Source organism: Mycobacterium sp. IDUB_9, assembly GCF_055419505.1.
In genome coordinates, this window is the sequence record NZ_JBVAXU010000005.1 from 307,369 (window position 1) to 330,362 (window position 22,994).

Consider the following 22,994-nt stretch of genomic DNA (forward strand, 5'->3'; position numbering starts at 1 on the left):
GAGAAGCCCACACTGATGCTGCTCGACGGAAATTCGCTGGCTTTCCGGGCGTTCTACGCGTTGCCCGCCGAGAATTTCAAGACCCAGGGCGGGTTGACCACCAACGCGGTCTACGGGTTCACCTCGATGTTGATCAACCTGCTGCGTGACGAGCAGCCCAGCCACGTGGGTGCGGCGTTCGACGTCTCGCGTCAGACGTTCCGCAAGGAGAAGTACCCGGAATACAAGGAGGGCCGGTCCGCTACCCCCGACGAATTCCGCGGTCAGATCGACATCACCAAAGAGGTGCTCGGCGCGCTGGGCATCACCGCGCTGGCCGAACCTGGTTTCGAGGCCGACGACATCATCGCCACGCTGGCCACCCAGGCCGAGCGGGAGGGCTACCGGGTGCTTGTGGTCACCGGCGACCGGGACGCGCTGCAGTTGGTCACCGACAACATCACGGTGCTGTACCCGCGCAAGGGCGTCAGTGAGCTGACCCGGTTCACCCCGGATGCGGTAGTGGAGAAGTACGGGCTGAGCCCGACCCAGTACCCGGACTTCGCAGCGCTGCGCGGAGACCCGAGTGACAACCTGCCGGGCATTCCCGGGGTCGGTGAGAAGACTGCGACCAAGTGGATCGTCGAATACGGCTCCCTGCAGGCACTGGTCGACAACGTCGACGCAGTCAAGGGCAAGGTGGGTGATTCGCTGCGGGCGAATCTGTCCAGCGTCGTCCTGAACCGTGAGCTCACCGACCTGGTCCGCGATGTGCCGCTGCCGCAGACACCGGACACCCTGCGGATGCAACCCTGGAACCGCGACCAGATCCACCGGCTGTTCGACGACCTGGAGTTTCGCGTTCTGCGTGACCGGCTGTTCGAGACTCTGGTCGCCTCTGAGCCCGAGGTCGAGCATGGGTTCGATGTGCGTGGCCGAGCGCTCGAGCCCGGTGAGCTCGCGGCGTGGCTTGCCGAGCACAGCTTGGGCAACAGGTTCGGGCTTGCGGTGGTCGGCACGCACCTGGCCTATGACGCCGACGCCACCGCTTTGGCCATCGTGGCGGCCGATGGCGACGGGCGCTACATCGACACCGCCACGCTGACGCCGGAGGACGAGGAGGCGTTGGCGCGCTGGCTGGGCGATCCCGGTCCGCCGAAGGCGCTGCACGAGGCCAAACTGGCGATTCACGATCTGGCCGGGCGCGGCTGGGCCCTGCGTGGGGTCACCTCCGACACCGCGCTGGCCGCGTACCTGGTGCGGCCGGGCCAGCGCAGCTTCGCGCTCGACGATCTTGCGGTGCGCTACCTGCGTCGCGAGCTGCGCGCTGAAACTCCTGAACAGCAACAACTTTCGTTGCTGGATGATTCTGACGGGGTCGACGAGCAGGCAGTGCAGACGCTGATCCTGCGGGCCTGTGCGGTGTTGGACCTGGCCGAAGCGCTGGATGAGGAACTGGCTCGGATCGACTCGTCCTCGCTGTTGGGCCGGATGGAGCTGCCGGTGCAGCGCGCGCTGGCCGAGATGGAGTCCATCGGCATCGCCGTCGATCTGGACAACCTGCAGGAGCTGCAGAGCGAGTTCGCCGACCAGATTCGTGATGCCGCCGAGGCCGCCTACGCCGTGATCGGCAAGCAGATCAACCTCGGCTCGCCCAAGCAGCTGCAGGTCGTGCTGTTCGACGAGCTGGAGATGCCGAAGACCAAGAAGACCAAGACCGGCTACACCACCGACGCCGATGCGCTGCAGTCACTGTTCGACAAGACGGGGCATCCGTTCCTGCAGCATCTGCTGGCCCACCGCGACGCCACCCGGCTCAAGGTCACCGTCGACGGCCTGCTGAACGCGGTCGCCGGTGACGGCCGGATCCACACCACGTTCAATCAGACGATCGCGGCCACCGGCCGGCTGTCCTCCACGGAGCCCAACCTGCAGAACATTCCGATCCGCACCGAGGCGGGCCGGCGGATCCGTGACGCGTTCGTGGTCGGCAAGGGCTACTCGGAGCTGATGACCGCGGACTACAGCCAGATCGAGATGCGGATCATGGCGCACCTCTCCAGGGACGAAGGGCTCATCGAAGCATTCAATACCGGTGAGGACCTGCACTCGTTCGTGGCGTCGCGGGCGTTCTCGGTACCGATCGACGAGGTGACCCCAGAGCTGCGCCGGCGAGTCAAGGCCATGTCGTACGGCCTGGCCTACGGATTGAGCGCCTATGGGCTGGCGAGCCAGCTCAAGATCTCCACCGAAGAGGCGAAGGTACAGATGGAGCAGTACTTCGACCGGTTCGGCGGGGTGCGTGACTATCTGCGTGACGTGGTCGACCAGGCCCGCAAGGACGGATTCACCTCGACGGTGCTGGGCCGTCGCCGTTACCTGCCGGAACTCGACAGCAGCAACCGCAACGTGCGCGAGGCAGCTGAGCGGGCCGCGCTCAACGCGCCGATCCAGGGCAGTGCTGCCGACATCATCAAGGTGGCGATGATCAATGTCGACGCCGCCATCAAGGAAGCCGGGCTGAAGTCACGGATGCTGCTGCAGGTTCACGACGAGCTGTTGTTCGAGGTGGCCGACGGGGAGCACGACACCCTTGAGTCGCTGGTCCGCGAGCACATGGGCAACGCCTATCCGTTGGACGTGCCGCTGGAGGTGTCGGTCGGCTACGGCCGCAGTTGGGATGCCGCGGCGCACTAGGCGTCAGTAGCGGCTGGACCGCTCACTAACCGCGCAAGGACGTCGCAGCGGCGTGGTCGTGCGTCGGGACAATCCGGACCTGGTCTCTCACCGCGTGCAACCGGTGCAGGGTGCGGAAGCACTGGTCGCGATCCTCGTCGGCGAAAGCTCCTGGGTAACTGGGCTTCTGCCGGATGTGTTCCACGGCGAGGTCATGCCAGGCGGCGTCGCCGGCCAGCAGTACCCTTCCACCGGCGGTGTTGAGCAAGAGCCCGATGCTGCCGGGAGTGTGGCCGGCGAGGTCGACCAGTTGCACCGCGCCGTCACCGAAAAGGTCGTGGCTGCGTTCGAACGTCAGCACCGGCGGGCCGTCGAGTGTGAATGTGGTGATGGTTCGGTTCTGGAGCGAGTCCCGCACGCCGCCGATCGGTGCGACCGGATCGCGGGTGGCCCACTCAAGCTCGGGGTGATGAACGTGCACAGGCATGGTGGGCAGGTCGAGAAGCCCGCAGATGTGGTCCCAGTGCAGGTGGGTCGGCAGCGCGAAGTCGACGTGATCCTGGCCGAGTTCCTCGGCCAGCGCCGCTGCGGTGGTGACCGCGTCCGGCGGAGGAACGACGGCTGGACGCAGCACGGCGGGTAACTGGCTGAGCACTCGGACGCCTACATCGGCGCACATGCCTGGATCCACCACGAAGCGGGCGCGCGGATGCTCCACGATGAACGCGGTCATGGCGATGGGAATGCGCCGCGGTGCGCGGGTTCCCTCGACGATGGCCGCAGTGGGGACCCATTTCGGCACTTGACGCAGCGTGCGGAAGGTGACGGTCTCGTCTGTGGACGGCAGGCCCGCATTCTTCAACTGGTTGAGCAGGCTTCGGTCCGGACGACGGGGGCGGATGAGCCCGGCCGGCGCATGGGCGAACGCCGAGCAGCAGGCCCACAGGCTCGGCTGTCGAACCGGAGTTTTGACGGCAGTGGTAGTCACGTATGCGAAGCTAGAACTTCAGGTCGACCTGAAGTCAAGGGGCGTGGACCGACATGGGTGAGAAATATCCGGTGGGGGTGGCCGCAGCGGCGGTCGGTGTCGAATCCCACGTGCTGCGGCACTGGGAAGACGTTGGAGTGCTCGTCCCGTTGCGGAGCGCCGCGGGGCACCGGCGATATGACGACGAACTGATCACCAGGGCGCGGCTGGTGCGGTTGTGCCAGCAGGCCGGGTTGGCTCTGGCGGAGATCCGCGATCTGCGCCTCGCCGATCGCGATGTCCGAATCGACATGATCACCACCACGCTGCGGCGGATCAGGGCGGACATCTCCCGGCTGCAGCGCGCCGAGCAGTTTCTTTCCCACGTCGTCACCTGCGTGCATCCGATGGTCTCGGAGTGCCCCGACTGTGCGGCGTTGGCGCAATCGGCGCGCTAGCCGATCGGCGCCTGGTAGTTGGCGAGCCACTGCAGGATCGGTGCGGCCGAGCGGGCAGCGGTCACCGAGTACACCTCTTCCTGCTGTAGCGCGTACACCTGCGCGTCGCCGAAACCACGGTCGATGCGGTCCCGGACGAAAGCCAGTTCGACGACGGCGGCGGAGAACGCCGCGACGGCCTTGCCCGCGGGGCGGCCGCCGGCCATCGTCGCCTGCTGGATGGCGCCGTGGCGGGTCTTCAACGCTCCGAGCCAGGTGGCCTCGTTGGGGGTGATGAGCCCGGCGGCGACCATTCCCGGCAACTTCTCGGCCACCACGCGCTGTTCGCGGCGACGGCTGGTGACGGCGACCACGATCATGATGATGAAGATCGGCACCATCCAGACGATGTAGACGATGAAGTAGGTTCCGGCGCCGAGCAGCGACGACCCGTTCCACAACCCGTGCATGAGCACCGCACCGAGGTAGCCGGCCAGGATGCACAGCGCCTTGGCGATGCCGCTGCGCCGCTGCAGTGCGAAGTACACCCCGATCGCGGTCATCGTGGTGAACAGTGAGTGGGCGAACGGCGCCATGATCAGTCGCATCGCCGCGGTGAGCAGGGATCCTCCCAGCGAATCCGCGCTGGAGATGTACATGATGTCTTCCAGCCAGGCGAACCCGAGACCGACGAGGCCGGCGTAGACCAGGCAATCGGTGAGCGAGTTGAGCTCGTTGCGGCGCTTGCCGGTCATCATGACCAGCAGGAACAGGCCCTTGGCGGCCTCTTCGATGAACGGCGCCCGGATCGCCACGGAGGCGAAGCTGTGGGACGAGTCGACACCGGGTGTCGCCAGTAGCGCATCGGCGAACAGGCCCAGGATCAGGGAGAGCACGACGGCGACCGCGGCGCCCCAACCGAACGCCAACAGCAACAACCGGGGCGGTTCGGGCTCCCAGCGATCCAGCCACAGGTAGGCGAACACCGCCCCGGTCATCACGATGCTGGACAGCGTGAAGCCGATGATCGCGCCGGCCGGGTTGAGTGCGGTGAAGAGCAGTACCAGCGCACCGATGACGACGCCGCAGGCGATGATCGCGGCCAGCGGGGCCCCGACCTTCCGGACCGGCCTGGGCATGGGTGCGGTGATCGGAAACCACGGCCGATGGACGGGGCCGGGGGTCGGGGAGTACGCCACCTGCGAAGCGTAGCGGTGGGCAGGTTGCGTTCCCGGCACAAGTTCGGGCGAGGGTCCTACAGGCCCCGTGAGCCGCCGTCAGGGTAGGCGGTTTGTCCTGCGTGTGCCTGGTCTAGTACCCTCGTTACGTATCTGTGCACGCAGCTAGACCGTCACGGATCGGCACGAACGCAATACCGCAACATTACTGTCCCTACGAGTAAACCTGTCCGGAGCAACCCACCACATGCCAAGTCCCTCCATCACCTCGCCGCAAGTAGCCATCAACGACATTGGCTCGGCCGAGGACTTTCTCGCCGCGATCGACAAGACCATCAAGTACTTCAACGATGGCGACATCGTCGAGGGGACCATCGTCAAGGTTGACCGTGACGAGGTTCTGCTCGACATCGGTTACAAGACCGAAGGTGTCATTCCTTCCCGTGAACTCTCCATCAAGCACGACGTCGACCCCAACGAGGTCGTTTCCGTGGGCGATGAGGTCGAGGCCCTCGTTCTCACCAAGGAGGACAAGGAAGGCCGTTTGATCCTGTCCAAGAAGCGTGCTCAGTACGAGCGCGCCTGGGGCACGATCGAGGAGCTCAAGGAGAAGGACGAGGCCGTCAAGGGCACCGTCATCGAGGTCGTCAAGGGCGGCCTGATCCTCGACATCGGCCTGCGCGGCTTCCTGCCCGCATCGCTGGTCGAGATGCGTCGTGTCCGCGATCTGCAGCCGTACATCGGCAAGGAGATCGAGGCCAAGATCATCGAGCTGGACAAGAACCGCAACAACGTGGTGCTGAGCCGCCGCGCCTGGCTGGAGCAGACCCAGTCCGAGGTGCGCAGCGAGTTCCTCAACCAGCTCCAGAAGGGCGCCATCCGCAAGGGTGTCGTCTCCTCGATCGTCAACTTCGGCGCGTTCGTCGATCTCGGCGGTGTCGACGGTCTGGTGCACGTCTCCGAGCTGTCCTGGAAGCACATCGATCACCCGTCCGAGGTGGTTCAGGTGGGCGACGAGGTCACCGTCGAGGTGCTCGACGTCGACATGGATCGCGAGCGGGTTTCGCTGTCGCTCAAGGCGACTCAGGAAGATCCGTGGCGCCACTTCGCCCGCACCCACGCGATCGGCCAGATCGTGCCGGGCAAGGTCACCAAGCTGGTGCCGTTCGGTGCGTTCGTCCGCGTCGAAGAGGGCATCGAGGGTCTGGTGCACATCTCGGAGCTGTCCGAGCGCCACGTGGAGGTCCCGGACCAGGTTGTCACCGTCGGCGACGACGCGATGGTCAAGGTCATCGACATCGACCTGGAGCGTCGCCGGATCTCGCTGAGCCTCAAGCAGGCCAACGAGGACTACACCGAGGAGTTCGACCCGTCGAAGTACGGCATGGCCGACAGCTACGACGAGCAGGGCAACTACATCTTCCCCGAGGGCTTCGACGCCGAGACCAACGAATGGCTCGAAGGCTTCGACAAGCAGCGGGAGGAGTGGGAGGCCCGCTACGCCGAGGCCGAGCGCCGGCACAAGATGCACACCACGCAGATGGAGAAGTTCGCCGCGGCCGAGGCCGAGGAAGCTGCCCGTCCGGTGTCCAACGGTTCCTCGCGGTCGGAGGAGTCCACCGGTGGCACGCTGGCCAGCGATGCACAGCTGGCTGCTCTGCGTGAGAAGCTCGCAGGCAACGCCTAAGAAGTAACACAACGAACGCCCCGGCCCATTGGGTCGGGGCGTTCGTCGTTTCTGGTGCCTGCCAGACTGTTGGGCGTGCTTCGCATCGGGTTAACCGGCGGTATCGGCGCCGGAAAGTCAACAGTGTCGGCCACATTCAGCGATCTCGGCGGCATCATCGTCGACGGCGATGTCATCGCCCGGGAGGTGGTGGAGCCCGGCACCGAGGGGCTGGCCAAGTTGGTCGACGCGTTCGGGCGGGGGATCCTGCTGCCCGAGGGTGCGCTGAACCGTCCCGCGCTGGCCGCGATCGCCTTCAGTGACGACGAGAAGCGCACCACCTTGAACGGCATCGTGCATCCGCTGGTGGCGCACCGCCGGTCGGAGCTCATCTCGGCGGCGCACGAAGATGCCGTGATCGTCGAAGACATCCCGCTGCTGGTGGAATCCCAGATGGCGCCGATGTTCCCGTTGGTCATCATCGTCAACGCCGACCCGGAATTGCGCGTCAAGCGACTCATCGAATACCGCGGCTTCACCGAGGCGGACGCCCGGGCCCGCATCGCCGCACAGGCCACCGAGGAGCAGCGTCGCGCCGTAGCCGATGTCTGGCTGGACAACTCGGGTAGCCCCGGCGCCGTCGTCGAACAGGCCCGCGCACTGTGGCACGAGCGGATCCTGCCGTTCGCGCACAACCTCAACATCCGGCAGCCGGCGCGCCGTGACCCTGTCGTGGTGCCCTACGACCCGACCTGGCCGGACCAGGCCCGGCGGATCGTGGCCCGGCTGAACACAGCATGCGGACACCGCGCCGTGCGCATCGACCACATCGGTTCGACCGCTGTGCCGGGGATGGATGCCAAGGATGTCATCGATGTGCAGGTGACGGTGGAGTCATTGGCCGTCGCCGACGAGCTCGCCGAGGCACTGTTGACGGCCGGCTATCCCGTGGTGCCGGACATCACGGCCGATACCCCGCACGATGACGATCCCACGGTGTGGCGCAAGCGTTTCCACGCGTCGGCGGATCCGGGTCGGCCCACCAACGTGCACATCCGCGTGAACGGTTGGCCCAACCAGCGTTTCGCTCTGATGTTCGTCGACTGGCTGCGGGCCAACCCGGGAGTGCGCGCCGATTACCTGGCGGCCAAGCGTGCCGCACTGGCCACGCCCGACTACGCGGTGGCCAAAGAACCATGGTTCCTGGACGCCTACCGGCGTGCCCGGGAATGGGCGGAATCGACGGGCTGGCAGCCTTAAATCATTGGGCCGCAGCAGTTTCGCGATCAAGAGCACAACAGTCAAGTGTCCGGACAGCTGGTTTCGGCTGTGCGGTAGCGTTTGGGGCGTCCAAAGGGGGGACGAACATGTCAACGTTGAAGCCGGCCTTGGTTCCGGTCCGCCAGATCGCCGCCCATGAGCTGGTCGTCGACCAGATGCGGCGAGCCCTGGAGCTCGGCCAGTTCCGACCAGGTGACCGGCTGCCCACCGAACGCGAGCTCTCCGACATGCTCGACGTCTCTCGCACCACGGTGCGTGCCGCGGTGGCCGTCCTCGAAAAGCAGGGGCTGATCACCGTGCGGCGCGGCCGCGGTGGCGGGTTCACCGTCCAGGCGCCACGGTACGACCCGGCTCAGATGCGCCGGGAGTTGCGCCACAACAAGCGCGCGATCCGCGATGCCTTCGACTACCGCGTCATCGTCGAGACGGGGGCCACCCGGCTGGCGGCCGAGCGACGCCGGGTCAGCGATGTGAGAGAACTGCGCAAGCTGCTCAAAGGTATGGAAGCCGCGCTGCAGACCGGGATGAACGACCAGTCAGCTCAGCACACCACGGATTTCCAGACCCTCGACTCCGCATTTCACCTCGGCATCGCCCAGGCTACGCAGAACGATCGGTTGCTGGAGTCAGTGGCCGACGCCCGCCGGAGGATGTGGCTACCGGTCGGTGCGATCTTCGGACGCCTGGAGCCCAACGCCAACGACTACCACGAGTCGATCCTCGAAGCGATCGCGAACCGTGATCCGGAGCTGGCTGCCGCGCTGATGGCGGCCCACATCAACGACACGCGGCACACGGTCGAGTCCTGGCTGAAGCGCTGAAGGCTACGCGGCCGGTGGCTCAGGTTCGACGGGCGGTGCTGAGGGGTCGACCGGTGGCGGGAGCGCGGTATCGGTGCCCACCGGCGTGGTGTCGACGGCGGTGCCCGGCATCGGGGTGCTCAGCGGGGCGCCACAGGGCAGGCTGCCGTAGCTCGGGTCATCCTTGGGTCGGGTCAATCGCGGGCCGACGAAGGTGTCGGCCTGGGCGATGACCTGGTCGTCCACGAGGATCTCGCAGTGCAGATTCGCCGAGTACGGCCAGTCGATGCGGACGGCCATTCCTGCGGTCTCCGGATTGGTCACCACACCGGTCGCTTCGAAGATCCGACCCGGCAGCATCGACGGGTCGGCGGTGTTGACGTTGTCGTCGTCGATCTTGTAGGCGATGGTCGCGTTGCGTGACACGCCGTCGATCCGGGCGCGGTAAGTGACGTTGTGCAGCTGCTGGTCGGGCAGCGGTTCCACCTGAGGCGGCGCCTCCGGATCGGCCTGTGCCACAGCGGGAATCAACAGCGCGCCGGTGAGCAGTCCGGCCAGCGCGGGGAGGGCTCCCCAGGCGTACTTAGCTGAGCTCATGAATCCCGACCTTACGCTTCCCGCCACGTGAGGGCCATTCCGTTGCCGGACAGCCACTGATCCAGGTGGTATCCGCAGCTCGCCAGGCCCTCGATCGCGGTGGCCGCGGTTTGCACCGCCTGCTCGCCGACCTCCGGACTCAGCAGCCCGTGGCGGACCGCGGTGAGCAGCTCGTCGACGTCGCACAATTCGACGCCGCGGCCGGTGCGGATCACCAGGTCCAGGTAGTGGTCCTCGGCATACCAGGCCGTCGGGCCGGCGGTATAGCTGCCGATGTCGAGGTAGAAGTCCTGGTCACGTTCGTGTCCGGGGCTGAAATGGAACACGCTGGCCCGCAGTCCGAGCGCAGGCAGCAACCACGATTCCAGGTAATGGAACTGGGCCCGGCCGGGTGTCGGTCGCGCCATGTACAGCCCCCAGGGCTCGACGGTGTAGACGTCGACGGCCCGCACGATGCCCTTTGGATCGGTGTTCGTGCGGGCCACCAGGTCAAATGTCTCGTGCTTGGGTGCGTGGATGGGCTCAGCCTAACGCGGGGATGGGGCCGCGGAAACAGCACCGATCGGAAGTTGTCGGTGCACCGTTCTACGCTGGTGAGCATGGCCTTCGCGACCGAACATCCTGTGCTTGCGCATTCGGAGTACCGATCTGCCGTCGATGCCGTAGAAGGCCTCGTCCGGGCCGGCGCCAAGTTCGAGGTGGTCAGCGAGTATGAGCCCGCCGGTGATCAGCCGGCCGCCATCGAGGAGCTCGAACGTCGGATCAAGGCCGGCGAACGTGATGTCGTGCTGCTCGGCGCGACCGGTACCGGAAAGTCGGCCACCACGGCGTGGCTGATCGAGCGGTTGCAGCGGCCCACCCTGGTGATGGCGCCGAACAAGACGCTGGCCGCCCAGCTCGCCAATGAGCTGCGGGAGATGTTGCCGCACAACGCCGTCGAGTACTTCGTCTCGTATTACGACTATTACCAGCCCGAGGCCTACATCGCGCAGACCGATACGTACATCGAGAAGGACAGCTCGATCAATGACGATGTCGAGCGGTTGCGGCATTCGGCGACCTCTAGTCTGCTGTCCCGGCGCGATGTGGTGGTGGTGGCGTCGGTCTCCTGCATCTACGGTCTGGGCACGCCGCAGTCCTATCTGGACCGCTCGGTCGAGCTGGAGGTCGGCCAGGAGGTGCCGCGTGACGGGCTGCTGCGGTTGCTGGTCGACGTCCAGTACAACCGCAACGACATGGCGTTCACCCGCGGTTCGTTCCGGGTGCGCGGCGACACGGTGGAGATCATCCCGTCCTATGAAGAGCTGGCCATTCGCATCGAGTTCTTCGGCGACGAGGTGGAGGCGCTGTACTACTTGCATCCGTTGACCGGTGACGTGGTGCGCCAGGTCGACTCGGTGCGGATCTTCCCGGCCACCCATTATGTGGCCGGTCCCGAGCGCATGGCGCACGCCATCTCGAGCATCGAAACCGAACTCGAGGCGCGGCTTGCCGAGCTGGAGGGCCAGGGCAAGCTGCTGGAGGCGCAGCGATTGCGGATGCGGACCAATTACGACGTCGAGATGATGAAGCAGGTCGGGTTCTGCTCGGGCATCGAGAACTACTCGCGCCACATCGACGGCCGCGGTCCCGGTACCGCGCCCGCGACACTGATCGACTACTTCCCGGAAGATTTCCTTCTGGTGATCGACGAATCCCACGTCACCGTGCCGCAGATCGGCGGCATGTATGAGGGCGACATGTCGCGCAAGCGCAACCTGGTCGATTTCGGCTTCCGGCTGCCCTCTGCGGTCGACAACCGGCCGCTGACCTGGGAGGAATTCGCCGACCGGATCGGGCAGACGGTGTACCTGTCGGCGACGCCGGGTGCCTATGAGATCAGTCAGGCCGGCGGCGAGTTCGTCGAGCAGGTGATCCGCCCGACCGGGCTGGTCGATCCGCAGGTGGTGGTGAAGCCGACGAAGGGGCAGATCGACGATCTGATCGGAGAGATCCGCACGCGCACCGAGCGCGACGAGCGGGTGCTGGTCACCACGCTGACGAAGAAGATGGCCGAGGATCTCACCGACTATCTGCTGGAGCTCGGCATCAAGGTCCGGTATCTGCACTCGGAGGTCGACACGTTGCGGCGCGTCGAGCTGCTGCGCCAGCTTCGGCTGGGGGAGTACGACGTGCTGGTGGGCATCAACCTGTTGCGCGAGGGTCTGGACCTTCCCGAGGTGTCGCTGGTCGCGATCCTGGACGCCGACAAGGAGGGCTTCCTGCGCTCTACCCGCAGCCTGATCCAGACCATCGGCCGCGCGGCGCGCAATGTGTCCGGCGAAGTGCACATGTACGCGGACAAGATCACCGATTCGATGCGCGACGCGATCGACGAGACCGAGCGCCGTCGTGCCAAGCAGGTCGCCTACAACGAGGCCAACGGGATCGACCCGCAGCCACTGCGCAAGAAGATCGCCGACATCCTCGACCAGGTGTACCGCGAGGCTGACGATACTGAAGCCGCCGAGTCCGTCCCGATTGGCGGTTCGGGGCGCAATGCCTCGCGTGGCCGGCGCGCGCAGGGCGAGCCGGGACGTTCGGTCAGCGCCGGGATCGTGGAAGGCCGCGACACCACCAACATGCCGCGTGCCGAATTGGCCGATCTGATCAAGGATCTGACCGAGCAGATGATGACGGCTGCCCGCGATCTGCAATTCGAGTTGGCGGCGCGCATCCGGGACGAGATCCAGGACCTGAAGAAGGAGCTGCGTGGAATGGACGCGGCCGGCCTGAAATAACCGGAGTTGACCTCAACGGCGGTTCAGCTTCTAGCGTCATCGGTGTGACCGATACCGTGACGCCCGACACCGGGAACTGGCGGCAATTGTTGGGCACCCGGTATCTGGGGGCGTCCACCGTGTTGGCCGGCGGCGTGCTGCTGTACGCCACCAACGAGTTCCTGACGATCAGCCTGCTGCCCAGTGCGGTGGCCGAGATCGGTGGGCAGCGGTTCTACGCCTGGGTGACGACGGTGTACCTGGTCGCCTCGGTGATCGCGGCCACCACCGTCCACTCGCTGCTGATGCGGCTCGGTCCACGGCAGGCATATCTGTTGGGGCTCACGGTGTTCGGTGCCGGAAGCCTGGGTTGCGCGCTGGCCCCGAGCATGGAGGTGCTGCTCGTCGGGCGCACGGTGCAGGGGTTCGCCGGCGGATTACTGGCCGGCCTGGGTTATGCGGTCATCAATACCGCACTCCCGAACACGTTGTGGACCAAGGCATCTGCACTGGTGTCGGCGATGTGGGGTGTCGGCACGCTGATCGGACCGGCGGCGGGCGGGCTGTTCGCTCAGTTCGGGCACTGGCGGTGGGCTTTCGGGGTGTTGGTGATCCTGGCGGTTGCGATGGCGGCACTCGTGCCCGTCGCGCTGCCGGCCCGTGTCGCGGCCGCGGCCCCGGCGCCGGGAATTCCGGTGCGGTCGCTGGCACTGCTGGGCGCTGCGGCCATGGCGGTCAGTGTGGCGGGGGTTCCACACGATTGGCGGGCCACGGCAGCTCTGCTGGTTCTCGGGCTGGCACTCGTGGCCGGGTTCCTGTTCGTGGATCGCCGCGCACGGGCATCGGTGTTGCCGCCCAGCACATTCGGGCCGGGCCCACTCAAGTGGATCTACCTGAGTCTCGGGGTGCTGATGGCGGCGACAATGGTCGACATGTACGTGCCGCTGTTCGGCCAACGGTTGGGACACCTGACGCCCGTGGTGGCGGGGTTCTTCGGCGCGGTGCTGTCGGTCGGCTGGACCGCGGGGGAGATCGTCAGTGCATCGCTGCAGAACCGGCGGACGATCACACGCACCGTGGCGTTCGCGCCCATCGTGATGGCGGTCGGATTGGCGGGCGGTGCGTTGTTGATCCGGGACGGGATGTCGCCGTGGTTGGTGGTGGTGTGGGCAGTCGCGCTCGTGGTCACCGGTGCCGGTATCGGTATCGCCTGGCCCCACCTGTCCGCATGGGCGATGGGCAGCGTCGACGATCCGGTCGAAGGCCCCGCCGCGGCGGCGGCGATCAACACCGTGCAGCTCATCTGCGGCGCGTTCGGTGCTGGGCTGGCCGGAGTCGTCGTCAACCTCAGCGATACGGCGGACGCGGCCGCAGCGCGGTGGCTGTTCGCCGGGTTCGCGGTGCTGGCCGTGCTCGGGGCTTTCGCCTCGGTCCGGTCCGGTCGGCGGGTCAAATAGGCCGCGGGTACGTAGGCGATGAGTTTCTCCGGTGTCACGAGTCTCACTCGTATACGACCGATACGAGGAGTGATTCGATGCCGCTGACACTCAATGCCTACCCAGATGTCGTCACCCGGGACGAGTGGCGCCAGGCGCGCAAGAAACTGCTGGCCGCCGAGCGCGAGGTGACGCACCTGCGCGACGCGGTCAACGCTCAACGACGCCGGCTACCGATGGTCAAGGTGGAGAAGGACTACGCGTTCGAGGGGCCGGACGGTGCCGTGCGCCTCGTCGACATGTTCGAGGGGCGCAGCCAGCTCTACATCCACCACTTCATGTGGATCGACGCGATCGATGCGGGGTGTCCCAGTTGCACCGCCGCGGCTGATCTCACCTTCACCGCACAGGACCGAGAACTGTTGCACGGCAAGGATGTCACGTTCGCCTGTGTTTCCCGGGCACCGTATGCCAGCATCGCGGCGTACCGGGACGCGCACGGCTGGACGTTCCCGTGGTACTCGTCGCGCGATGGCGACTTCACCTACGACTTCCACGTGACGCTCGACCCGGCCCGGGCGCCGATCGAATACAACTACATGTCTGTCGACGAGCTCCATGATGCCGGCTTCGCCGACGAAGATCTCCGGGGCGACTGGCCGGGCGCCAGCATCTTCCTGCGCCGCGGTGACGAGGTCTTCCACACCTACTCCGCCTTCGCCCGCGGACTGGACCACACCGCGGTGGGATACCCCTTCCTCGACCTCACCCCGTACGGACGGCAGGAGCCATGGGAGGACTCGCCGACCGGCTGGCCCCAGGGCGGGGCCGTGGTCGGCAGGCCGGTGGGGGACGCCGACAGTTAGGGATCATTGAGATCGAAACTATGGGCGGCTACCTGCGCGGCTGGCACAGTAACCAATCGACGCGGGTGTGTCTGAGTGGCTAGGAACCGGCCTGCAAAGCCGTTTACACGGGTTCGAATCCCGTCACTCGCTCAAATTGCCGTTCTTGGCGATTGTTGGTAACTGCCGACTATCGACGATCCGTAGGGTGATAGTGCCAGTTCAGGCAGCATTTTTGATGCCTATTGTTGATGACTGTTGGCGAAGGCATTCGAAGGTCGCGAATTGGTTGGTGCGTACCCTGTTCATGCCGAACGGATAGTCAGCAAATATCCCTGCTCGAGAGGTTTATGTGGCTCGTGTAGCGGTCGCCGGCGTACTGTCCGCGCGATGCACACAAATTGGGCTTGGGTACTGATCACGGAAGACGATCAGGGTCCGCAGGCGGCTTACGCGGAGGTTGGCGCCGACATCGAGCGGGACATCCTCATGGGCGACCTCCCGTACTTGCTGGAGATCGTTCGCCCTAGATAGATACTGATCGCCGTGACCGGACTCGACAAGACATGGGCAATCCAGCAGATAGACAGGTTTCTGTACGCTAGCGACCGTCGCTCTGCGGGCGCGGGGATGTTCCAAATCGAGCCAGACAAGGTAGTTGCGCAACACGGCTCACGTTGTTGAGCAGATCCTCGACCGCGTGACCCCAGGTTGGAAGCAACACTTGATTGAACCACCGAGAAACCAGCGGTGGGCACCGCTTCGTGATGCGGTTGCGCGGGCGCGCGCGGCTCTCGAACGTGAGGATGAGATTCGCGGGCACCTCGGTGATGGTGCACCACAACTAGATGCGGGTCGGCTACACGCTTGGGCATGGGAAAGCGGTGCGGCGTACTGGCGCACCGGACATTTTCACCAAGCTGTCATGCAAGCCGCGATCCGAATCAACACCGAGACTCAAGCCAAGCTTGGTCGGCGCGGCATTTCTGAGACTGAGCTCTTCAACCAGGCGTTCTCGCTGGACCCGCCCAAGGCGAATATGCCTCGACTCCGATTGAGCGAAGACGATGGGGGCAGGACTTACCAGAACCTGCACCGGGGAGCGCGGGCGCTAGCGGAGGGACTGTACGCGGCCATCAGGAACCCCGGAATGCACGACGGAGAGGGGGGCACCTCGCAACAAGAGGCATTGGAACAGCTCGCGGCTTACAGCATCTTGGCGCGGTGGGTTGATTCCGCGACGGTCGCCACAGTCGCGGCATAAGCGGGGCGTTAAGTGCCCGGACCAGCACGGAAGCCCCTCAGGAGGGGTTATCGGCGGCTGCGGGCGAAGCTTGGACCACGGTCGTCAACGCCACCGAAGCGGCCAACCTGTCCGATCTTGACGACCGTGCTTAGCGGGCTAAGGGTTTGAGGCCCCAACGCCCTAGGCCCGTCTGCACAGACAGGCAGGGCACTATCGAGTTCGGCATACCGCCATCGAAATTTCTTCCAGGCTCTTAGCATTGGCAGCGGCTCGCTTCAATCCAAACGCAGGGGAGGCGTTGTGAGGCCCTACCAAGATCCGCCGTCGTTGCCTCCGCCTATGTGGTGCCCGGACCCCGAAGGCGCCAGTCGGCTCCGCTGGTGGGATGGTTCGAACTGGACCGATCATTACGCGGAAATTCCCGCGCCAGAGCCTGTGGTGTCGGCGGTGGCCGCTGTTTCTGTCTCGCACAATTCCGCACTGGTTGCTGCGTACAGTTCGATGCGGCAGCCCACTAAGAGGGCGAAGGGTTCAACTACATCTCCGCTTGCCGCAATCGTCGAGGCTGCGACGCTTGAGGAGCCCCGCTATCCGCTCGATGAGCAGATCGAGGTTGTTGGGGAGACTTATCGTGCCAAAGATATTCGCCGGGTTTTCGAAGAAGCCGGTATGCCGATCACCGAACGTGGTGTGACACTAAATTCGGTCCGCTGCATCCTCGTCCCCGAGCCGTGGAATGAGCACGACCCGAATGCGGTCGCTGTGATGGTCGGGCGACATCACGTCGGCTATCTCGCCGCGGAGCTCGCTGTGTCGTACACGTATGGTCTTCAGCGCATTGCACAACGGGGCACTATGGCAACTGGCGAGGCCAGGATTTGGGCCAAAAGCGACGACGGAATGATTCGAGCTCGGGTGACAATCCTGATTCCGGAGATCTCGCAATTTGATTAGGTGGTAGCGCACTTCCCTGGCCGGACACGGGCTGTCCGCACCTAGTGCAAGGTCTGGGGGTGACGACGGCATGGCGGTTTCCCGTGTTAGCGGACTCTGGGGGGCATCACCGCCCGAGCTGGCCTTACAGGGTTTTGCCTGGCTGGACTGGAGGGGACTGCGGCATGGCTGGTTCTCCCTTCGGGGCTGTTGCTTAGGTCTGGTGAAAGCGCCCTGTATTCCCAGTGGAAAGGGGGGAGGCATGGGACCCAAGAAGACTGGATTATCTGCCCGAGACGTTGCGGTTATCGCAGCGATAGGCGCGGTAGTAGTCCTGCTCTCAAACTTCTTTGGGTCATCGGAACCCACGACGGCAACATCTAAAATGACGCCGAGTTCTACCTCGGTGGCGTTCCCGGTGATGAAACACGCTGAACCGGATCGATTCGTCATGCCGGATGTCGTTGGAATGACGGGTTTCGAGGCTGAGAAGGCGGTCAAGATTGCGGGACAGTATCGGGTGTCGCCGACATTCGATGATGCCGTACCCGTTGAATGCACCACATCGTCTCCAATTCTGGCGAAAATTGTGCGTACCGACCCTCTGGCGGGGACTGAGTTGCCTGCATCTGATCAGGCGAAAGTGGTTTTGTACGTTGATCGATCAGCCGGTGCGACGACGTGTGCGTCGGCGCCGCCTCCGGTCGCGCCGCCGCCCGCCGCGGTAGACACACCCAACGTGCCTGATGTGAACTTGCCCGACCCGCACCTTGGCTGCACGTACGTCAACGGCTACACCAAACGGAACGGCACTCACGTCAGCGGCTATTGGCGCTGCTGAGGACCTGGAACCAGCTGAACCGTGCCGTCGCGAATCCGGAAAGGCCTTGAGCGCCATAATGTCTGGCTTCTGGATGCCCAAGGTGGCGACGAAGCCTTCTGCATAGCCGACAAGACGTTGGTCGTCGCACACAAATCCTGTCTCAAGGTGGTAGCTCGACGCAGATATCAATCAGCGTTTCTCCACGACCCACGCCTCGCGATGCCACTGCACTATTGTCGCGGCCTGCGTTACGGCGGCGCGAGCCTCTTCGAGGGATGGTGTCCGCTTCGGTTTCTGCCCGCCTCCGTGCCTGTCGTGGTTCGGCCACAGAAGCCGCAACATCGCGACGAGCGGTGCGACGTCGTGAGACTGATCGTTCCCCGGCAAGATCATCTTCCAGCTGGCGGCGCTTTGGGGACTGCCGAGTTGGCCCAGGACATCGCCTAGGGTCGCCTTTGTCTTGTTCGGCACCACGACTGGAATCAGCACCGCCTCGACGGCCTTGATCGCGTGATCCCATGCGTCCGATGGATCGCCGTTGCGGCCGAAGGCGTTAGTCCATGCCTCACGAAGTTCGGTCGTGGTCTCATCGACCGTTGACGTGGCGGCATCGAAGGTGGCCGTGGCTTCGTCGCTCACTACACGGGCTAGTGACTTGCCATCTTGGGCAACAGCCCAGACGGAACCGCTCACACGTAGTAGTTGTGCCAGGGCGTCCACGGTCTGGCTTCCTACGCGGTAGATGTCGAGCGTTCCGTCAATCATGTCCAGAAAGAGCTCTTGGTCGCGTGTGGCTGCGGTGATCAACCCGTCGCCGGTCTGCGAGGCGTTCCACGTGGGATTTATGTTGGCGCGCAGGTGAGCTATCAGCGTGCGAAGCGGTCGCTCATTGCCGAAGTAGCCTGCGGTCCCAGCTGTGGCAATCTTCTTCCACCAATGAACGAGCCCCGGCTGAAGATGAAGTGGAACCCCCTCGTAGGGTCCATCGGGCGCGGTGCCCGCAATTCGTCGAGAGAGTCGTTGTCGCACCACCCGCCGAGTCTCCCAGCGGTACCCGCCACCTTCGGGTCGGCGCGCCGAGCGCATTAACGGTCGCGTTGTCAGCGCGTCAACCGCCGCGGTGCGTGGCTGCGATGCGGCGCTCGTTGGCGATGGCAGCTGCTAGAGCCGGCGGGGGCTTCGGTGGCGGCGTAGGCCAGCAGCGCGGCCACCGGAGCACCATCCATGCCGGTGCACGCACCACGGCACACCCTCACCGCTGGCGATCCGCAGCAGCACGTTGAACTCCGCGACGCGGAGCTCCGCCGCGAGCTCTCTGAAGTCTTGGGGCCGGCGGCGGGTGCGGGTACGGATATTGCGGTTGCCTCCTTTGCCGGGCGTGGATGCGCGGACTGCGAGGCGGTGTTCCCGTCACTCGCTCGGGTGAGAGCCCCCGCCACTCAGCGGAAAGAGGTCCACGAATAATGTTGCGGTGCCCATGCTGCCCCTTGCCGATGTCCTGTCCACGCTCGACCTGGTCGAGTCGGGTGACGGCATGTTCGTCGCCGAACAGCGGGACAACCCCTCCCATCACATCGTGGGTGGGCATATCGCCGCCCAGGCGCTCATGGCAGCCAGTCGGACGGTTCCGGGCCGATTGCCGCACAGCCTGCACGTGTATCTGCTGCGGGCCGGGGATGCCCGGCATCCGGTGCAGATGGAGGTGAACAACCTGCGCGACGGCGGATCGCTGTCCACCCGCCGGGTCATCGGGCGCCAAGGCGATGAGGTGTTGCTGGAAGCGCTCGTCTCGTTCAGCGTGGACATGGACGCCGCGGACTACCAGCAATCCGCGCCGGAGGTGCCAGATCCCGAGACCCTGCCCCCGGTGGAGGAGCAGTTGCAGGCGTTCGCCGATGAGGCCGGCGGGTACTGGGTGCGTCCGCAGTGGATCGAGCGGCGTTACATCGACGCGCCGCCGCGGCTGGCGATCGATCTGCCGGAACCACCGGAGCGCACCCGGATGTGGTGGCGTCCTGCCGCACCGGTCACCGATGATCCGATCGTCAACAGCTGTCTGCTGACGTACTTTTCGGGTACGGCGTTGCTTGATGCCACGGTGACGATGCGGCGTGCGACTCAGGTGACGGTCTTCTCGGCGCTGATCGACCTGGCCATCTGGTTCCACCGTCCGGCCGATCTGACGGATTGGGTACTGGCCGACCAGGTTTCACCCAGCGGCATCAACGGGCGCGGGCTGGGCAGCGCCACGCTGTACAACCGGGCGGGGCAACTGGTGTGTTCGACAACGCAGGAGATGTACTTCGGCCGGGCCAGACGCGATTGACTCACCGGATGGATTTGACCACCTGGGCGAAGTTGAACTGCCAGCGTTCGACGATGTGGAAACCCATGCTTTCGGGCACCTGATAGGCCGGAGCGCGGTCCAACCGCGCCCCCGGTTGAAGCTTCGGTCCGCTCTGTCGGATGGGCACCGAAGGGTCGCGTTCGGACACGGTCCACAAGACCGTGCACCGGCGCACCTCGTTTGCGACGCCCCAGATCCCGAGGTGCGCATCCCACAACCGATTTCGTTTCCAGGCCGGGGTACCGCGACCGGGGTCGACGAGGTCGGCGTACGCGGCCGGCCGGGCGGCGGTGAGGGGGCGGATGGGGCCCGGCTTCCATGAGGTCGTGTTGTCCAAGATCAGGCAGTCGCCGGGGGATGAGTGTGCCGAGATGACGTCTGCGACCTGGCTGAAATCCATGCCTTCCTTGGCGTAAGGGCCGCGTTGCACCGTGATGTAGTTCGGTGTCGCGGTCAGGGCGAACACCGCCAATACGGCAGTGATCCATTCCCGGCTGCGGGCCACCGCGACCACACAGATTGCCAGCAGCAGTGCCATTGCCGGTGCGGTGAAGCAGAGGTAACGCGGGTAGTAAAGCGGTTGGGAAACAGCCGAATACACCAGAAGCACCGCTGTCGGTGCGAGCACCCACATCGCGGCGACAAGCACGAGCTGCCGGGCGCCGGCATCGGTGGGCCGTAGCCGTCTCACCAACAAGGGTGCACTGAGCACGGCCGCCGCCAGTAGCGCGAAGGCCAGGCTGTGGTCGAAGTACTGCTCCATGAGGACTTCGCCGACCGTATGTAGGCCCAATGGTGAGATCCAGCCGACCTGGAAGCTCTGCGAACGGCACCACGAGATGAAGGGAACCACCATCAGGACGGCGGCCGCGGTGGCCACAGCCCAGCCGGCTCTGTTGCGACGGCGGTCGCAGAGCATCATGACGGCCACGGCATGTGGGATCACCATCAGAACCACGAAGATGTTCAGCACGGCCGAAATCGCCAGTAGCGCACCGTATGACACCCACAACGCGGTACGATCGCGCCGGAGCGCGAAGATGAGCAGAACCGTCAGCCACACCGCCGCCAGCGTCGACCACGAATAGGACCGAGCCTCGATGCCGGCCCACGTGACTCTGGGCAATATCGCGAAAATAACTCCCGCACAGACCGATACCGTCCGACTGCCGAGCTGCCGGCCTAGAACGACCACTCCGCCCGCCGCGCCGCCGACGGCGAGACAGCTGGAGAACCGGGACCAGAACTCTGTTGCCGGGAAAACGGTGAACCAGCCGTGCATGCCGAGGTAGTACAGGCCGTGCACGGCGTCGATGTGGCCGATCAGGTCCCAGAGCTGGGAAACCGATCGGGTTGCCGCCGATATGGTGGCGGCCTCGTCGAACCACAGTGAGGGCCGGGCAGCCCCTGCTGCGCTCAGCACAATGGCGAACGCGGCCACCGCCAGAGCGTCGAATCGGATGTCTCGATCGACGCGCCTGCCCGCGCCGTCGGCACGCTCATTCAGCGATAGATCCACGTCAGCGACCGTGTCACCCCCTCAACCGATGCCAAAGATTAGCCTGGGGCACCCGACTCGCTCTCTCCGACAGTGCTATTGCCCACCGTGTCGAGCGGCGCACCGATAGATGAGCTGGATCACTACGGTGGTGAATCGTCCTGGCGGCAACCCCGATTCGATCCGCGTCGACTACGTCACGGTCGGCACCGAAATTGTGGTTCCGAGGGTTAACATCAGGGCCGATTCGCCGTTCCGGGACCGAAATATGGGTTCAGTTGTCGGCTGTCCGTGTGGGTGTCGTGATTCGCCCCCCTGGTCAGCGGACGACGGGTTACTGTCTCGGGTGGCGTTGCAACTGACAGTGGGAGGGTATTGATGAGCGCGTATCGAACCGTGGTGGTCGGCACGGACGGATCTGATTCGTCATTGCGTGCAGTCGACCGCGCCGGTCAGATTGCCGCCGGCTCGAATGCCAAGCTGATCGTGGCGACCGCCTACTTCCCCCAGAGCGAAGATCAGCGTGCCGCTGATGTGCTCAAGGACGAGGGCTACAAGATGGCGGGCAATGCACCGATCTACGCCATCCTCCGCGAGGCGACCGATCGTGCGAAATCCGCCGGCGCCACCGACATCGAGGAGCGGCCGGTTGTCGGCGCTCCGGTCGATGCGCTCGTCGAGCTCGCCGAGGACGTCCAGGCGGATCTGCTGGTGGTCGGCAACGTCGGCTTGAGCACGATCGCCGGCCGTCTGCTGGGCTCGGTGCCGGCGAACGTGGCACGCCGGTCCAAGACCGACGTGCTCATCGTCCACACCAGCTGAGCCGCACCGGCAGACGACTACCAACCGCGCTCGCGCCACTCCCCGAGATGGGGACGTTCGGCGCCGAGCGTGGTGTCGTCTCCGTGGCCGGGGTACACCAGTGTGCGGTCGTCGTAGACGTCGAACACCTTGGCGCTCACATCACCCAGTAGCCGCTCGAAGTCACCGGGTTGCCAGGTCTTACCGACCCCGCCCGGAAACAGGCAGTCGCCGGTGAACAGGTGGGTCAGGCCGTCCGGTGACTTGAGGGCCAGCGCAACCGACCCCTCGGTGTGACCCTGTAGATGGATCACGTCGAACGTGAGGTCGCCGATCGTGATGGTGTCGCCGTCGGCCAGGATCCGGTCGGGCGTCACCGGCAGTGGCTCGGCGTCCAGGGAGTGTGCGGCCGTCGGCGCTCCGGTGACCTCTGCCACAGCTTCCAGCGCCTGCCAGTGGTCGAAATGCTGGTGGCTGGTGACGATCAGGGACAGCTTGGGTGTCTGCTGTTTGATCACGTCCAGCAGCACCTCGGCGTCGTTTGCGGCGTCGATCAGCAGTGTTTCACCGGTGGAATTGCAGGTCACGAGGTAGGCGTTGTTGTCCATCGGGCCCACCGACACCTTGATGATCGAGGCGTTCGGCAGGGCGCGCCGGGCGGCGGTGCCGGGCTCCTGGTGTCCGGTGTAGGTGTCGTCAACCGCGATGTGAGGGCTGGTCATAGC

The 22,994-nt window shown here is 65.2% G+C and carries 20 protein-coding genes and 1 tRNA gene; 14 read left to right on the plus strand and 7 right to left on the minus strand.

The genetic code is table 11. The features are described from left to right. Positions 1-15: 15 nt before the first annotated feature. Positions 16-2,676, plus strand: a complete 2,661-nt coding sequence (polA, locus tag ACZY08_RS22660; protein ID WP_463746924.1) for a DNA polymerase I — start codon at positions 16-18, stop codon at positions 2,674-2,676. A 25-nt stretch (positions 2,677-2,701) separates the two neighbouring features. Here the strand turns inward: polA and ACZY08_RS22665 are convergent, their stop codons facing one another. Continuing rightward, positions 2,702-3,643: an MBL fold metallo-hydrolase gene (locus tag ACZY08_RS22665; protein WP_463746855.1), complete on the minus strand. Its 942-nt coding sequence runs from the start codon at positions 3,641-3,643 to the stop codon at positions 2,702-2,704. Positions 3,644-3,696: 53 nt separating this feature from the next. Here ACZY08_RS22665 and ACZY08_RS22670 point away from each other — a divergent pair, with 53 nt between their 5' ends. Then, positions 3,697-4,080: a helix-turn-helix domain-containing protein gene (locus ACZY08_RS22670; RefSeq protein WP_463746856.1), complete on the plus strand. Its 384-nt coding sequence runs from the start codon at positions 3,697-3,699 to the stop codon at positions 4,078-4,080. Here the strand turns inward: ACZY08_RS22670 and ACZY08_RS22675 are convergent. Then, positions 4,077-5,258: a PrsW family intramembrane metalloprotease gene (locus ACZY08_RS22675; RefSeq protein ID WP_463746857.1), complete on the minus strand. Its 1,182-nt coding sequence runs from the start codon at positions 5,256-5,258 to the stop codon at positions 4,077-4,079. The two genes, ACZY08_RS22670 and ACZY08_RS22675, sit on opposite strands and share 4 nt — an antisense overlap. A gap of 226 nt (positions 5,259-5,484) precedes the next feature. Here ACZY08_RS22675 and rpsA point away from each other — a divergent pair, with 226 nt between their 5' ends. From rpsA to ACZY08_RS22690, 3 genes are all read left to right on the plus strand, one after another. After that, positions 5,485-6,924, plus strand: coding sequence for a 30S ribosomal protein S1 (gene rpsA / locus ACZY08_RS22680; RefSeq protein WP_029108909.1), 1,440 nt, complete (start codon positions 5,485-5,487; stop codon positions 6,922-6,924). A gap of 75 nt (positions 6,925-6,999) precedes the next feature. Continuing rightward, positions 7,000-8,163 carry a dephospho-CoA kinase gene (coaE, locus tag ACZY08_RS22685; protein ID WP_463746858.1) on the plus strand — a complete coding sequence of 388 codons (1,164 nt, stop codon included), beginning with the start codon at positions 7,000-7,002 and terminating at the stop codon, positions 8,161-8,163. 107 nt (positions 8,164-8,270) lie between these two features. Then, a complete protein-coding gene (locus tag ACZY08_RS22690) occupies positions 8,271-9,005 on the plus strand; it encodes a FadR/GntR family transcriptional regulator (protein WP_463746859.1) in 735 nt (244 codons plus the stop codon). Positions 9,006-9,008: 3 nt separating this feature from the next. Here the strand turns inward: ACZY08_RS22690 and ACZY08_RS22695 are convergent, their stop codons facing one another. Together ACZY08_RS22695 and ACZY08_RS22700 are read right to left on the minus strand one after the other, a co-directional pair. Then, positions 9,009-9,581 (minus strand): hypothetical protein, encoded by a 573-nt coding sequence (locus ACZY08_RS22695; RefSeq protein WP_463746860.1) that lies wholly within the window; start codon positions 9,579-9,581, stop codon positions 9,009-9,011. Positions 9,582-9,592: 11 nt separating this feature from the next. After that, positions 9,593-10,099: a ribonuclease FAU-1 family protein gene (locus ACZY08_RS22700; RefSeq protein ID WP_463746925.1), complete on the minus strand. Its 507-nt coding sequence runs from the start codon at positions 10,097-10,099 to the stop codon at positions 9,593-9,595. A gap of 81 nt (positions 10,100-10,180) precedes the next feature. On the opposite strand from ACZY08_RS22700, the gene uvrB reads away from it, so the two are divergent. The 7 genes from uvrB to ACZY08_RS22735 all read left to right on the plus strand — a co-directional run bounded on the left by uvrB (position 10,181) and on the right by ACZY08_RS22735 (position 17,641). Continuing rightward, positions 10,181-12,361, plus strand: a complete 2,181-nt coding sequence (uvrB, locus tag ACZY08_RS22705; RefSeq protein ID WP_463746861.1) for an excinuclease ABC subunit UvrB — start codon at positions 10,181-10,183, stop codon at positions 12,359-12,361. Between the two features lie 44 nt (positions 12,362-12,405). Continuing rightward, the gene (locus tag ACZY08_RS22710; protein WP_463746862.1) at positions 12,406-13,797 is read left to right on the plus strand and encodes an MFS transporter; all 1,392 of its coding nucleotides are present in this window, start codon (positions 12,406-12,408) and stop codon (positions 13,795-13,797) included. Positions 13,798-13,874: 77 nt separating this feature from the next. After that, positions 13,875-14,642, plus strand: a complete 768-nt coding sequence (locus ACZY08_RS22715) for a DUF899 domain-containing protein (RefSeq protein WP_463746863.1) — start codon at positions 13,875-13,877, stop codon at positions 14,640-14,642. Positions 14,643-14,703: 61 nt separating this feature from the next. Continuing rightward, positions 14,704-14,774 (plus strand) — tRNA-Cys (locus ACZY08_RS22720). 547 nt (positions 14,775-15,321) lie between these two features. Continuing rightward, complete coding sequence (locus ACZY08_RS22725; RefSeq protein WP_463746926.1) at positions 15,322-15,885, plus strand: TIGR02391 family protein; 564 nt, start codon at positions 15,322-15,324, stop codon at positions 15,883-15,885. A 321-nt stretch (positions 15,886-16,206) separates the two neighbouring features. Then, complete coding sequence (locus ACZY08_RS22730) at positions 16,207-16,821, plus strand: DUF2510 domain-containing protein (RefSeq protein ID WP_463746864.1); 615 nt, start codon at positions 16,207-16,209, stop codon at positions 16,819-16,821. A 241-nt stretch (positions 16,822-17,062) separates the two neighbouring features. After that, positions 17,063-17,641 carry a hypothetical protein gene (locus ACZY08_RS22735; protein WP_463746865.1) on the plus strand — a complete coding sequence of 193 codons (579 nt, stop codon included), beginning with the start codon at positions 17,063-17,065 and terminating at the stop codon, positions 17,639-17,641. A 171-nt stretch (positions 17,642-17,812) separates the two neighbouring features. Here the strand turns inward: ACZY08_RS22735 and ACZY08_RS22740 are convergent, their stop codons facing one another. Further along, entirely contained in the window at positions 17,813-18,655 is an 843-nt protein-coding gene (locus ACZY08_RS22740) for a hypothetical protein (RefSeq protein WP_463746866.1), read from the minus strand. 445 nt (positions 18,656-19,100) lie between these two features. On the opposite strand from ACZY08_RS22740, the gene ACZY08_RS22745 reads away from it, so the two are divergent. Further along, positions 19,101-19,949 carry an acyl-CoA thioesterase gene (locus tag ACZY08_RS22745; protein ID WP_463746927.1) on the plus strand — a complete coding sequence of 283 codons (849 nt, stop codon included), beginning with the start codon at positions 19,101-19,103 and terminating at the stop codon, positions 19,947-19,949. Between the two features lies 1 nt (position 19,950). On the opposite strand, the gene ACZY08_RS22750 is transcribed toward ACZY08_RS22745, so the two are convergent. Beyond that, entirely contained in the window at positions 19,951-21,489 is a 1,539-nt protein-coding gene (locus tag ACZY08_RS22750; protein ID WP_463746867.1) for a glycosyltransferase family 39 protein, read from the minus strand. 357 nt (positions 21,490-21,846) lie between these two features. Here ACZY08_RS22750 and ACZY08_RS22755 point away from each other — a divergent pair, with 357 nt between their 5' ends. Beyond that, positions 21,847-22,290, plus strand: coding sequence for a universal stress protein (locus ACZY08_RS22755; protein WP_463746868.1), 444 nt, complete (start codon positions 21,847-21,849; stop codon positions 22,288-22,290). A 17-nt stretch (positions 22,291-22,307) separates the two neighbouring features. Here the strand turns inward: ACZY08_RS22755 and ACZY08_RS22760 are convergent, their stop codons facing one another. Then, the gene (locus ACZY08_RS22760) at positions 22,308-22,991 is read right to left on the minus strand and encodes an MBL fold metallo-hydrolase (protein WP_463746869.1); all 684 of its coding nucleotides are present in this window, start codon (positions 22,989-22,991) and stop codon (positions 22,308-22,310) included. Between the last annotated feature and the right edge of the window lie 3 nt (positions 22,992-22,994).